Source organism: Bradyrhizobium sp. URHA0013, from assembly GCF_000518345.1.
In the GTDB taxonomy this organism is placed as follows: Bacteria; Pseudomonadota; Alphaproteobacteria; order Rhizobiales; family Xanthobacteraceae; genus Bradyrhizobium.
The window spans coordinates 1546698-1559568 of the sequence record NZ_JADK01000003.1; the positions used below are offsets into that span (position 1 = coordinate 1546698).

General features: G+C 62.2%; 11 protein-coding genes. 5 read left to right on the plus strand and 6 right to left on the minus strand.

All coding sequences use genetic code 11. The features are described from left to right. Positions 1 to 3 precede the first annotated feature (3 nt). Positions 4 to 1833 (plus strand): hypothetical protein, encoded by a 1830-nt coding sequence (locus N551_RS0107555; RefSeq protein WP_027566436.1) that lies wholly within the window; start codon positions 4 to 6, stop codon positions 1831 to 1833. Here N551_RS0107555 and N551_RS0107560 read toward each other — a convergent pair. Further along, positions 1805 to 3040, minus strand: a complete 1236-nt coding sequence (locus N551_RS0107560) for a DNA methyltransferase (protein WP_210164560.1) — start codon at positions 3038 to 3040, stop codon at positions 1805 to 1807. The genes N551_RS0107555 and N551_RS0107560 overlap by 29 nt on opposite strands. 624 nt (positions 3041 to 3664) lie before the next feature. Between N551_RS0107560 and N551_RS0107570 the strand changes: the two genes are divergently transcribed. Further along, positions 3665 to 4525: a DMT family transporter gene (locus N551_RS0107570; RefSeq protein WP_027566438.1), complete on the plus strand. Its 861-nt coding sequence runs from the start codon at positions 3665 to 3667 to the stop codon at positions 4523 to 4525. 7 nt (positions 4526 to 4532) lie between these two features. Here the strand turns inward: N551_RS0107570 and N551_RS0107575 are convergent, their stop codons facing one another. After that, the gene (locus N551_RS0107575; protein ID WP_027566439.1) at positions 4533 to 5747 is read right to left on the minus strand and encodes an EAL domain-containing protein; all 1215 of its coding nucleotides are present in this window, start codon (positions 5745 to 5747) and stop codon (positions 4533 to 4535) included. A gap of 628 nt (positions 5748 to 6375) precedes the next feature. After that, complete coding sequence (locus tag N551_RS0107580; RefSeq protein ID WP_027566440.1) at positions 6376 to 7539, minus strand: hypothetical protein; 1164 nt, start codon at positions 7537 to 7539, stop codon at positions 6376 to 6378. Between the two features lie 340 nt (positions 7540 to 7879). Between N551_RS0107580 and N551_RS0107585 the strand changes: the two genes are divergently transcribed. Beyond that, positions 7880 to 8503, plus strand: a complete 624-nt coding sequence (locus tag N551_RS0107585) for a helix-turn-helix transcriptional regulator (RefSeq protein ID WP_027566441.1) — start codon at positions 7880 to 7882, stop codon at positions 8501 to 8503. A gap of 83 nt (positions 8504 to 8586) precedes the next feature. Here the strand turns inward: N551_RS0107585 and N551_RS0107590 are convergent, their stop codons facing one another. The 3 genes from N551_RS0107590 to N551_RS0107600 form a co-directional block, all read right to left on the minus strand. Next, the gene (locus tag N551_RS0107590; protein WP_027566442.1) at positions 8587 to 8835 is read right to left on the minus strand and encodes a hypothetical protein; all 249 of its coding nucleotides are present in this window, start codon (positions 8833 to 8835) and stop codon (positions 8587 to 8589) included. Between the two features lie 123 nt (positions 8836 to 8958). Further along, positions 8959 to 9336: an Hpt domain-containing protein gene (locus N551_RS0107595; protein WP_027566443.1), complete on the minus strand. Its 378-nt coding sequence runs from the start codon at positions 9334 to 9336 to the stop codon at positions 8959 to 8961. Between the two features lie 157 nt (positions 9337 to 9493). After that, the gene (locus N551_RS0107600; RefSeq protein ID WP_197031102.1) at positions 9494 to 10192 is read right to left on the minus strand and encodes a Crp/Fnr family transcriptional regulator; all 699 of its coding nucleotides are present in this window, start codon (positions 10190 to 10192) and stop codon (positions 9494 to 9496) included. Positions 10193 to 10929: 737 nt separating this feature from the next. On the opposite strand from N551_RS0107600, the gene N551_RS0107605 reads away from it, so the two are divergent. Together N551_RS0107605 and N551_RS0107610 are read left to right on the plus strand one after the other, a co-directional pair. Further along, complete coding sequence (locus N551_RS0107605) at positions 10930 to 11352, plus strand: response regulator (RefSeq protein WP_197031107.1); 423 nt, start codon at positions 10930 to 10932, stop codon at positions 11350 to 11352. A 424-nt stretch (positions 11353 to 11776) separates the two neighbouring features. Continuing rightward, positions 11777 to 12871 (plus strand): Hpt domain-containing protein (locus N551_RS0107610; protein ID WP_027566446.1); only part of this gene is annotated, 1095 nt, incomplete at its 3' end.

Here is a 12871-nt window from a genome sequence, read left to right on the forward strand (position 1 = left end):
GACATGCTAGAAACCGTTGTTCAAGCGTCGCCGCTCCTATTCGATGAGCTGCCGATTCAAGATCTCGGCACGATCTCGATTCGTGTATTCGTCCTGCCTCCAAAGCCGAAGAAGGGTAACGAGCAGCAGACAGCCCTCCCGCTCGACGTTGAAGAGGGCGAGGAGTTCATGCTGGATCTCAAGGGGCAATCGCCTGTCAGTGGTTACCTTGAATCGGCGCGCGGGAAACGGTGCGTAGTGTATCTGGTCAACGGACAACGCCAAGAAGTGGATGACAACACCTTCATCGTTCAGGAGCTTGGCTTCCGGTATCTCCGCTCTCGCATGATTATCATGATCGACGTTGATGGCCTGGCGCCCGAGGCGATCGGTCGCCTTATGCAAGGATCACGGCAGGGATTCTATAAGGGGGCCGTGCGTGAGGCAATCACCAAGCGGATCGTCGCGACGCTGAAATCCGATCCCGATCTGGAGAAACTGGAACTTGAGGCCGAAGAGGCGGTCTCCGAGCTGTCTGCCGGCGACGAGAAGGTCAAACAGACGCTCGACCAGCTTATCGATTCGCACCATGACAAGGGGCATTCCTTCGTGGAAGGTCTCGGGTCTGCCGGCGACACACACAATGGCGACGAGCTCGGTTTCAAGACGGTGGTGAAGGGCGGCGTGGTGACGTTGCTGCCGCCGAACGTGGGCGTCGCGGCCGAATACCCGGTGCTGACTTCTCAGCCTGCTGCCTCGATCATCCGCTTGAAGCCGAATCATGCTCGTGAAATCGCGATCAAGTCGAGCCCAATCGGTCACTGGGCAGCGTTGTCCCAGATTGTCATCGAGGGCGACTCAAAAGTTCTGGAGCTAAGCGTCAAGCACGAGAAGCTGGAAGATCACTGCAAGCTCATGCTGCTTTTCAGCGCCCCAGAGAATTTCGACGGCGACGAATATCCCGTGCGTGCGAATGTAAAGGTCACGGCGCGCTTCAACGGAATTGCGGAGCCCCGACGACTTGAACTTTCGGTGCTAACCAAGCCCGACACTCCGCCCCCGGAACCGAAATTGACCGACGACCCTGTGAAGTTGAAGGTCACCTCGCGTCAACCAGTCAATATCCGGCGCGGCGACGCCGACTCCCACGTCAAGATGCGCTGGGACGGCAAGGACCGGCTCATTACAGACGATAACGCCTCATGGAGATTCTCGGCGAAGCTTCTCGGGCAGGGTAATCAGCCGGAGATGCACTTCTCTGATCCTGTGTCGGGGCGGTTCAGCTTGCTGATCTCTCCGCGTCCGGAATGGCAGGTCGGGGATAAGATGACCTACGAGATCGCGGCCACCGGCCCCCGCGGTCGCCAGCTCATCACCTCGTTCGATGCAGAGGTTAGTGATCCGCCACTAGTGCCCGAGACGGAGCCGAAAGGGCCGCGTCTCGTTGACGACGAGTTCAAGACTGGCACGATTCGTCGTCCGCCATACCTGCTTAAGACCATTAAAAGGGACGAGTATGAACAGCCCTGTTGGAACGCAAACGAGTGGACCGATGGAGATGCCGGTGCATTTCTTGCGCCCACCGAACGAGCACCGCTCATCCTTATTATCAACGAGGATATGACGGCACTTCGCGAGTTTCGACAAGCTCTAACAAAGCGGAATACGGAAGGGGACGTTCAGCGCAAGCTGAACAAGTACACCTCGCACATCGCGTTCCACCTGTATCAAATGTATCAGGAGACGGTCGGCAAAAAGGACGAGAATGCCGACGATGCCGATGCCGCACGCCGCGCAGAGATACGGCGCGTTGCGTTGACGATGGTCAAGCTGATGGACGTTGCGGAGAAGTAACAACGCCCGTCGCACGCCGGTCATGCGTGCGCTGCTTTCGATGGAATAAGACGACTTCCTGCGAAGCGTGGTTGCTTCCGCGCTGAGCACTGTACCAGCGCCGACCCGGCACCGAACGCCACAGCCGTCCATCGCCCTCATGCTGCAAATTGGGCAGGTGCATCTCGGTCAAACCCGCTTCTTCCATCGCCTCCAGGTAGCGCGGAAGCTGCCAGTCCGGCGCAGAGAATGCCACCATTTGCACGATGGTCGTATCCATATCGGCCAGCGTTGCAACAGACGACATGGATCCTTTGATATTATCGAAATACGTGCGCAGGCCGGGATATTTCCGGTCGCCCATTGTGTAATAGCTCAGGCCGGAGCCATCGAGCTTGTTAGCGATCATAAACGGCAACGGCGCTTCCTTGCGGCCGTCTACCTGCCAACGGTGATACAGAACGTGCACGCCAGGGTACGGCGGGGACGTGACTACAAGCCGTGGAGCGCGCATCGCTCGTAGGCCAGGTTCTTCCTCGATTCCGATCGCGCTTCGACGGAAAATCGTCGCTGTCTGCCGTCCGCTTTCTTCCGTTGATGCACGGAACTGCCGAGCGCCACGCACCATGTCGATCGCGGTTTCTCGAAGGATGCGACGGAAATCGTCAACGGTTGCGCGCTTGCTACGGCCATCCAAAGCCCACTGCGCAGTCCGGAGCACGACGCACCGGCCGAAAGCCTCAAGCCGCGGCATGCCGAGATTGATCGCGCTCGCGAGCGATTGCTCGATTGCCTTCCGCAGTCGCCAACGCGACGGACTATTGAGGTGCTTGTAGTAACCGAGTTCTTCGTAGTCCGTGAGTGCGATGGATGGCTTGTGAATGTCAACCGACGCGTCGACCAAACCGGCCCAACGCTCGAGCGTTTCCAGCTCGGCTTCAGAAAAAACGGTGCATTTTACGCCCGTGACGAACTCTGCAAGTGTGCTGATATCTATACCGACGGCTTCGCGTCCGGCCGCGATTGCTTCGACAAGGGTGGTCCCGCCGCCGACATGGGGATCGAGGACCAGGTCACCAGGTTCAGTGAATGCCTTGATGGCAGCCCCGGCAAAGGCAGGAGAAAACCGGGCCGGGTATTTGTAGAAACCATGTGTCAGCCCCCGAACGGGCGTTGCATCGCGCGCCCCCGCAATCAGCGCCGCTTGGGCGTCGTCGGAGAGGCGCAAGAATCGCTCGTCCTTGGATTCATGCATGGATAACTATTACGGCCCCGGGGTTAAGGTCGGGTTGATATCGGTGAGGCTTGCCCACTCGGATAACGGAGTCTGGAAGTCTTTCCAGACTCGCACGGCCCATGATGAGATGAAAGCCCTATTCTGACGACGATTACTTCGCGAAATTGAGGGTCATCAGTAGTCTGATGGTCGCCGCACTTGTTGGCCAGGGGAGTGACGCCAGTTTCTGAATCTGCGGCCAACCGTAGTGCAAGGGGTGTCAACATGCAGGGGCTGGAGACTCGCTTCAGCGAAGCGACGTCCACCGCGTTGTTTCGGCGGGTTTGGTTACGCGCCTTGCAATGATGGCATCATGCTCCTGTTTTGCCCGACGGGTCAATGACGCGTGCCTCTTTTCGAAATGCACCGATGCTACGATCACCGCTTATCGCTGCCGACCTCCGGAATCCGGGCGGCGTAAGTCATTGATCTTGCATCTGCTGGCTACTGTGCCTGGGGTTGTTTTCGAGTTTTTTGTTGTCCGGTTGCAGGAGACGTGGGACTTGATCGCTGCACCACGTCGGCCGCCTTCTTCGAGCAGCCGCTGATTGTCGTGACTCAAAAGGCAAAACGCGCATGCACTCTTCCGCCACCGGCTGGGGCAACGGGCTTCTTGGCGTCATCATCTTCAGCGGCTCGCTGCCGGCGACGCGCGTGGCGGTCGGCGGGTTTTCCGCGCTGTTCCTGACCTCGGTGCGCGCGGTCATCGCGGCGCTGATCGGTGTGGCCGTGCTCGGCCTGCTCCGTCAGGCGCGGCCTCAGCGCAAGGATCTCGTCTCGCTCGCCATTGTCGCCATCGGCGTCGTGGTCGGTTTTCCCTTGCTGACGGCGCTCGCGCTCCAGCACATCACCTCGGCACATTCGATCGTCTTCATCGGGCTCTTGCCGCTGTCGACCGCGATCTTCGGCGTGCTGCGCGGCGGCGAGCGGCCGCAGCCGATGTTCTGGCTGTTCTCTATTCTCGGCAGCGCCACGGTCGCCAGCTTTGCGCTGTCCAACGACGGTACCGCATCGCTCACCGGCGATCTGCTGATGGTCGCGGCGATCGTGCTGTGCGGGCTCGGCTATGCCGAAGGCGCCGCGCTGTCGCGCCGGCTCGGCGGCTGGCAGGTGATCTCCTGGGCGCTGCTGCTGTCGCTGCCGCTGATGGTGCCGGTCGCGATTCTAACCTGGCCCTCGACCTGGAGCGGCGTCGGTGTGCCCGCCTGGATCGGGCTCGCCTATGTCTCGATCTTCAGCATGTTCGTCGGTTTCATCTTCTGGTACCGCGGGCTCGCGATCGGCGGCATTGCCCGCGTCGGCCAGTTGCAGCAGCTCCAGCCGTTCTTCGGCCTTGCGCTTGCCGGCTTGCTTCTGCACGAACCGGTTGCCTGGAGCATGATCGTCGCGACCGCGCTGGTGGTCGCATGTGTCTTCTTCGCGCGGCGGTTTGCCTGAGGCCGCCTCACGCGCACCCCATCACCGTCCGCGTCAGCGTGCTCCGCGCGAATTTCTTCAGCGGCATCGGCTTGCCGAACAGAAAACCCTGCACGAGGTCGAAGCCGAGCTCGTTCGCGGTGACCAGGTCGGCCCGGCTCTCGACTCCCTCGGCGACGGCGCGCACGCCATAGCCGTGCGAAAGCTCGACGATGTGGCGGCACACCGTGCGCTTGAGGCGATCGGTGCCGCTGCCGGTGACGAAGTGCCGGTCGGCCTTCAGCTTGATGAAGGGAATTTTTCCGAGGTCCATCAGCGATGGCCAGTTGGCGCCGAGATTGTCGATCGACAGGCCGATATTGTGCAGACGCAGTTCGCGGGCGACCTCGACCATGAGATCGAGGTCGCGGATCGCCTCCTCGCTGTCGATCTCGATCGTCAGCCCGCCGAACGCCGGATGCGTCGGCATGCGGCGGCAGAGATCGCGCACGGCCTGCGGCTCCTTCAGATATGACGCCGGCAGATTGATCGCGAGATCGACCGGGCTCTGCTGCTCCAGCAGATAGTGCCAGTCCTGCATGGCGCGTTCGATCACGAATTCGGAGAGGTCGCGCATATTCGGGTCGTGCTCTTCGGGGATGAAATAGGCGGGCGGCACCACGCCCCAGGTCGGATGCCGCATCCGCACCAGCGCCTCGGCGCTATTGCGGATCAGCGTGCGCGCGTCGATCTTGGGCTGGTACCAGAGTTCGAGCCAGCCGGCGTGCAGGGCCTCGCCGACGTGCACGGCGGGGCTCGGCGCCGACTCCTCGGGCAACAGCATCGCGACGCGGTCGCGCAGCGTCTCCGCGGCAAACGGCGTGGTCAGCGGCGGCAGCATCTTGAGGCCGTATTCCTCGCCGACCTGCTGCACGGCCCTGACGATGATCGACTCGCGGGCGCCCACAGTCAGAACCCTGCCGTCGAAGGCCTCGCGCACCAGCGTCTCCAGAAATGTGCCGGGCTCGATGCCGTCGGCGGCGATGCCGAGCAGGATCAGGTCGGGCAATTCGCTCGTCAGCACGCTCTGCAGCTCCTCGGCGCTGGCGCATTCGGTGGTGACGAAGCCGAGATCCTCCAGCACTTCCGCGAGAAACGCGCGAAGATGGCGCTTGCCGTCGGCGACGCATGCGCGCGGCTTCACCTTTCGCCGTCCGAAGGTCTTCGGCCTTCGTTCGGCGAGTTCTACAATTTCGTTGTTCATCGCAAGCACTCCCGTTCCGTGCCGGTGTGTTAGCGACGTGAGCAGTTTCAAATATGGAAGGCTTCAGTCGATTGTCGAATTATCTGGGTAACGTTAAAGCACCCATCATGTCTAAAATTGTCTGGGTCTCGTTCGAGAAGTTTTTACGTCTGCCCGCGCATCGGGCGCAGGGTTGCGACAATCACGAGAGATTTCGCGACGTGCAGTAAGGCTGCATGCGCGCGCACTGTCCTGCAATTTGGACCAAGCCGCGCGCGCCTCGCCCAATTGAATAATGGAGCGCCTCAATTGCGCGTCATGCGCGCATTTTTCCCGGTTCGCTCGTGACGGTTCTGCGACAATGCGTCGGTGCGCGCTGGCGCCAATGTGAAGCACATCACAAGCGGATTGCTGCACGTGCGCTATTGCTCTGGGCAGCCGGTGGTGGGCTGTCGAGGATCGCAGCAATGACGTCGCGGCGAATAATGTATTGGTGGTTCAGGTTCGTGCTGTCAGGACGATTTCTCGATCGCTTCCTGTGCCTGCCGCGCGCGCACTGAGCATGATCCGGAAAAGTGTGCAGCGGTTTTCCGACAAGATCATGCTCAACTGACAAGCTAAAGCGCGCCAGCGCGCTTTAGTCGCGGGATCAGGTTTGGCCGATCAGCTTGCGCAACGCGGCCGCGCCGTCCTCGATCACATCGCGTCCCTTCCAGGCCAGATAGGACAGCTTTCCGCCGAGCGTGTCGTGGCTGCGTAGCCGGCGCGAGCCGAGAATGTGGCCGACATTGGAAGGGAAGCGGCTCACCTCGGCGGACACCAGCGCCGCGATCGCGTCCATCAATTGCTGGAGCCGAATGCCCCATTCGCAATGTTCGATGCCGTCGATCCGCACCTTGAGCGCATATTCGGTGTCGTAGATCTCGGCGAGCAGGTCGCGCGCAATCAGCACCCGGTTGTGCCGGAGCGCGATGCGTAAGGCGAGGCGCCTGTCGTCGAGCTGGTCGAGCACCATGTGAACGACGCAGGCATAGGGCGTGGCTGCGACATCGGCGGCGCTCTTGCTCGCGGCGGCCTTGGTGGCAAGGCGCACCAATTGCCAGAACGTCTTCAGCCGCTTGGCCACCAGCGTGAGCGCGAACGGCAGCGCCTCGGGATGGGCCTTCTTGAAGGCGTCCAATCGTGCGGTGATCTGATCAACGGTGCCGTCGTCGAATTTCGCGATCTTCTCGGGCAGCTTTTCGCTGAACTTCGGCAGCGCGGCGCCAGCGCGCAGCACATGTTGCATCTTCTTCACGTCGTCGAAGGCGGTGCGCGATGCCGTATATTGCGCGAGCTTGCCGCGCGCGAACTCGGTGCTCTCCGCCGATGCGAGGGTGCTCTCGAGAACCTTGACGACCTTGGTCTGGAAGGTCGATGCGATCTTCAGCACTTCCTTCTGGTTGTTGGCGGCGACCTGGTCGCTGATCGCCTTGATGTAGTCGCGCGCCATGGTCGGCAGCAGGTCGCGGCAGATCCACTCCCAGATCGGGGTGAGGGTGTTGCGCGAGATCCGCCCCATATTGGCATGCTCGGGCGCGCCGTCGATCAGAAGCAGCTCGAGCGGCGCAAAGAAATGGCGCGAGGGACTGGTGGCGCGCGCCTGGCTCGATCCGTCCTTGCGAAATTCGGCGCGCAGCCGCGATTGGAGGTCGGATGAGCCCGGCATGTCGATGCCGCACAGCTCGAGCCGTTCGAGTTCGCTGAGCAGGCAGCTGCGCGACAGGGGCGTCAGCTTCTGCAAGAAGTTCGATAGCTGGTCGATCTCGTTCATGGCACGCAATCTTCCGCAACGATTCCAGCAGGCCTATCGGCTGCATGCATGGAGGCATTTGCGCGCTCTCAATTGCGACATAGAGAAGCAAGCCGCCGTTAATATATCGGTAAAATCCGGCGCCGGAGGTATTCGGCGCCGATCGGATCGTTAAGAAGGCTTCGGGTCATCAGCCCATCATTGGGGCAGTTTCGGCAACCTGAGACTGTTGAGGGGCGTTGCCACTCAAGCATAAAGTGTGCCTGTGCCGGCGTTTCAGCACAAAACTGCCAAATTCACCGTAGTCTTACGGAGCAAAAAGTTAACTACAGATCGCGTGGGGTTCCGCTAAACGAGTGACATGGGGTCACAGAATGATACGGCCACTGATTCGCGGCCGTCGGAATGGTACGAAAGCAACGCCGCTCCGACTGAAGAGCTCGATGTCGTCCGCCTGAACGCCGCCCGCGCCAAGGCCGCCGACGAAATGGCCGCCGCCATCGCTCGCGAGCTCAACGGTCCCCTCACGGCGCTCCTGCTCTACATGGGCGAGATCAAGCATCACAGCGATCAGCTCGCGCCGGTGACGGGTGATCGTGCCTATTTGCAGCGGGTCGTGGAGAATGCGCTGGTGCAGACCGAGCGGGTTTGTGGCCTCGTCAAACAGCTTGCCGGTTCTCACACGGATGGCCTGCCGATCGCGTCCAGGGCCGAGGACGCCGAATCGAAGCTCGTGCGCGCACCACAGCCGCAGCGCCTGCCGAGCGCCGAAATACTCGGCCTGTCAGGCCAGAAGCGGCTGACCAAGCGCGAGCGCGAGGTGCTGAGGCTGATCAGCGAGGGATATTCGAACAAGCAGGGTGCGCTTCGGATGCAGATCAGCCCGCGCACCTTCGAGAGCCATCGCGCCGAGGCGATGCGCAAGCTCGGCGCGCGCAACACGGCGGACCTCGTCCGTGCGGCGCTGCTGCATTCGATCGACTGAAGGCTCTTGCCTCGGCCAGCCCGCCAGCGGCGAGGGCCACGTGTGAGAGATTTCTCGAGAAAAACCCGCGGCTCCGATCGTGCTCAGAAATAATCTTCGGCGAAGGGACGCGTGCGCGACGAGGGCCGCAGCGGCTTGAGCTCTTCCTTCGGCGCGTTGGGAATGATCGTGATGGTCCAGCGGGGCGGCATGCTCGATTCCTGCTCCAGCACCGAGCGCACGAAGCCGGTCACCGTCTCCTCGCCAGCGGCCACCGTTGCCATCCGGCCGTTGAACTGTGCGATGCGGAAGCGACGAACTTCTTTCTGGTCCGCGGTCTCGTAGGTGAACATGGAAACCCTCCTGGTTTCCGGCGACTATCGCTGCCTATGATTAGCCATCTGTGAAAATCTCAAGCCGTAGAAGTACGGCGGGCATGCACGCGTGAGTGGTTACGGCGTTTTCGAGCGAGCGCGTCAGCTCTCCGGCTCCTGCGCGCGCCCGGCGGCATAGGCCGCGTCCATCAGATCCAGGAGGTCGCGAAATCCGGCGTCGCCGAGGCTCTCCGCGGTCTTCTCCAGCCGCAGCGCCAGCGCCGCGAGCCGGACATAGCCGAACGTCCCGGCCGCGCTCTTCAGCGAATGCGCTTCGCGCGCGATCCTGCCGTGATGTTGCGCGAGCGCGAGCGTGCGGAGCAATTGCAGGCGCGCGCAGGTGTCGCTCCAGAACACGTCGCGCACTTCGCAAGCACCGTCCTCGCCGATCTCGCGCACCAGCGCCTGATATGCGCCCGGCTCGCGCGCGGGCTCGGCATCAAGCGCTGTCTGCGCCGGCGCCACGGTGACTTCGAACATGGTTGGCCTGCCTTGATCACGGTTCGTTTGCCGCCGGCCCGCACAGGCGCGCGCGGCACGTTGCGTGTCTACGGCATCCGGATTTCAGTTCCGGTAGCAGGACAATCCGCGTTTGCGGGCCGGAATTAGCGGACGGTTTACCACGCCGCAGCACCAGTCAGCGCGGGCCGAGCAGCCGGTCATACTGCGCCTTCACGGTGGCGTAGCATTCGCACGCCGTCTGGCGCAGGCCGTCCAGGTTGAGGATCTGGATGTGTCCGCGGCTGTAGTGAATGAAATTCGCCTGCTGCAGGGTATTGGCGACCAGCGACACGCTGTTCCGCCGAGCGCCGATCATCTGCGCCATCGCCTCCTGGGTCAGCAGCAGCCGGTAATCGCCGGAGAGGTCGTGAGTGTGCAGCAGGCAGCGCGACAGCCGCGCCTCCACCGGATGAGCGGCGTTGCACCCCGCGGTCTGCTGCACCTGCGCGTAGACCGCCAGCCCGTGACGCGTGAGCAGCGTCCGCAGAGTGCCGCTCTGGTCGGCCGCGACGCGCAGTCGATCGAGATCCATCATCGAGGCGGAGCCGGGAACCAGCACGATGGCCGTGTTCAGCGCGCAGGCATCGCCCATGGTCGAGAGCGTTCCGAGCAGGCTGTCGCGGCCGATCATGGCGACTTGCACGTGCTCGCCCCTGGCGAGCTCCACCACCAGCGAGATGACGCCGCGATGGGGAAAGTAGGCGCGCTTGAGCGTTTCGCCGGTCTCGACCAGCACCGCCTCATGCGGCAGGTCGCCCGTACGCAGGTGCGGACGGATCAATTCGTAATCGTCTGCCGACAGCGCGGACAGGAAACCGTTGGAGGAACGCACCATCGTTTCCAAAGTAGCCTCCCGTCTTCCGGATCAGCGGGCCGCAGCACACGAAACTGCTTGCCGCCCGGCCAAGTTCCATCATGTTCCCGTCGGGATATGTTGGCAATTGGGACAAGTTGTCCGATCGGTGATCGCCGCCGCGACGCCGCCCTCCCCCAAGACAGATTCCCTGACCATTCCCCGGTACCGATCCGGGAACCCAGCAGATCCAGATTGTCGGCTGGCGCATCGGGTTTGGAGGATGGTCGCGGTCATGGTTGATCCGACGCATTTCGAAGTGATCCGCGCCGCGTCCGATTCGTCATCCAGTTGCGCGGCAACAAAGTGTATTATAATGGTTGTGTTGCTCCGCTTATACCTGTTGGGGGGCAGACGGCCGGTGCATTTGCGGCGGAAATGAGAATGGCACGCTGATTCGCTCATAAGCCTGCGCGCCAGCCTGCAAGGGTTGCGCAGGTAAAAGCGGCAAGGGGCCTTCATGAGCCGGAAGCATTGCATCCGCACTGCCATCGGACGCCGGGCGATCCGTGCACCCTCATTAGTCGGACGAGTGGCTACCGTCCTCAAACATTGCTTCGAATCTTGGCGCCGCGTGGCCGCAGATTTCGCGTCCATTGTCTTCCCCGCTCCGCCAAGCAGGTTCTCAACAGTCCATTTCTCGAGCAAAGGAGCAAGGCGTGCGCCACGGTTCAATTATTGAATCGCCAAATCGGGAAGCTCAAACGGGGACAGAAGGTCTGCGCCATATTCTCGTCGTCGACGACGACCCGATGGTCTGCATGGCCATCGAGGTCTATCTCCAGCGCAACGATTTTCGGGTGACGATCGCCGAAGGAGGGGAAGCCGGACTTCGCGCGCTCGAACACGAGCAGTTCGATCTGATGATCATCGATATCTTCATGCCGCACATGCGCGGGTTCGAATCGGTCAGGATCTTTCACGAGCGGGCGCCGGCCGTTCCGCTGATTGCGATGTCCGGCTACGCGTTCGCAAATCTGAATTCGCCAGCTCCCGATTTCCTCCGGATGGCGCTGGAGCTCGGTGCGGCGCGGTGTCTGCGCAAGCCGTTCACGCCGCACGCGCTGCTCGCCGCCATCACCGATTGCCTGGCGGAGCACCGTCCCCACGGCGACCTCGCCTCGGCCGCGCGCCTGGGTTAGCGCCGACACCGGCCGCAGTGGACGCCGGTAACGGATCGTTTACCGCAAATGCGGGTCTTGCGTATCCCGGCAGAGCACCAAGCGAACGTGGCGGGACCGCTCCGGATTGCAGGCGGCTCGATACAATTCCGCGAAGACCGCGCATATCGTCCTTCACGAGCTGGGCTTTCCCGCGCGCCTGGTCCCGCTGTTATCGGCACGTTCACCTCACGCGTCTCGCCGTTGCGGCGTGGTGACGGTTTGCCGAAAAACGCTGTCGTATGCGATCGAACGGCAAACTTGTCTTCAATATCCGTATTAGCACGGAGGATGAAATTAACGGGACCGTGAAAGGGGATGTCTAACGATCCAAGGCGGGGACTTCCGTTCATGCCAAGCGCGGCTCGGGCGTCGAGTCCAGATCCAGGTCAGTAAGGCGTAGCTCATGGATGATCTGTTGCGGGAGTTTTTGACGGAAACCAGCGAGAGCCTGGACACCGTGGACAATCAGCTGGTGAAGTTCGAGCAGGAGCCGAACAACGCCAAGATCCTGGATAACATCTTCCGCCTGGTTCACACCATCAAGGGCACGTGCGGCTTCCTCGGATTGCCGCGACTTGAAGCGCTGGCGCATGCCGGCGAGACGTTGATGGGCAAATTCCGTGACGGCATGCCGGTGACCGGGCAGGCGGTGACGGTGATCCTGTCCTCGATCGACCGCATCAAGGAAATTCTGGCCGGGCTGGAGGCGACCGAAGCCGAGCCCGAGGGCACCGACCGCGACCTCATCGACAAGCTGGAAGCGATGGTCAAGCAGGGCATGGCCGCTATGTCAGGCTCGGCGCAGCCGATGGCGGCCGGTGCTGCTGCTCCCGTGGCCGAAGCGCCGCCGCTGGTGCCGGAAGCACCTGTCGCCGCTGAAGCCGCGCCTGCAAAAGACATGACCTCCGGCGTGCTGGCCGACCAGAGCCTGGAGCGTCCGCTGCGTCCGGGCGAAGTCTCGCTCGACGAGCTCGAGCGCGCCTTCCGCGAGACCGCGATCGAAGTCCCGGCCCCCGTTGCCAAAGCCGAAGTCAAGGCCGAGCCCCAGCCTGCCGCTGAAGCGCCAGTGGCTGTTGCCAAGGACGATGCCAAGGAAGCCAAGGAAGCCAAGGCGCCCAAGGACAAGGCCGCGCCGAAGAAGTCGATCGCCGACGAGGGCGCCGGCGAGGGAGCCAGCATCGCCAACCAGTCGATCCGCGTCAACGTGGATACGCTGGAGCATCTGATGACCATGGTCTCCGAGCTGGTGCTGACCCGCAACCAGCTGTTGGAGATCTCCCGCCGCAACGAGGACACCGAGTTCAAGGTGCCGTTGCAGCGGCTGTCCAACGTCACCGCCGAGCTGCAGGAAGGCGTCATGAAGACGCGCATGCAGCCGATCGGCAATGCCTGGCAGAAGCTGCCCCGCATCGTTCGCGACCTCTCGAGCGAACTCGGCAAGCAGATCGAGCTGGAGATGCACGGCGCCGACACCGAGCTCGACCGCCAGGTGCTCGAC

Excerpts from the sequence above, each read along its gene's own strand:
- N551_RS0107555 (WP_027566436.1), top strand. The coding sequence starts at position 4 with ATGCTAGAAACCGTTGTTCAAGCGTCGCCGCTCCTATTCGATGAGCTG.
- N551_RS0107570 (WP_027566438.1), top strand. The coding sequence starts at position 3,665 with ATGCACTCTTCCGCCACCGGCTGGGGCAACGGGCTTCTTGGCGTCATC.
- N551_RS0107575 (WP_027566439.1), bottom strand. The coding sequence starts at position 5,747 with ATGAACAACGAAATTGTAGAACTCGCCGAACGAAGGCCGAAGACCTTC.
- N551_RS0107580 (WP_027566440.1), bottom strand. The coding sequence starts at position 7,539 with ATGAACGAGATCGACCAGCTATCGAACTTCTTGCAGAAGCTGACGCCC.
- N551_RS0107585 (WP_027566441.1), top strand. The coding sequence starts at position 7,880 with ATGGGGTCACAGAATGATACGGCCACTGATTCGCGGCCGTCGGAATGG.
- N551_RS0107590 (WP_027566442.1), bottom strand. The coding sequence starts at position 8,835 with ATGTTCACCTACGAGACCGCGGACCAGAAAGAAGTTCGTCGCTTCCGC.
- N551_RS0107595 (WP_027566443.1), bottom strand. The coding sequence starts at position 9,336 with ATGTTCGAAGTCACCGTGGCGCCGGCGCAGACAGCGCTTGATGCCGAG.
- N551_RS0107600 (WP_197031102.1), bottom strand. The coding sequence starts at position 10,192 with ATGGTGCGTTCCTCCAACGGTTTCCTGTCCGCGCTGTCGGCAGACGAT.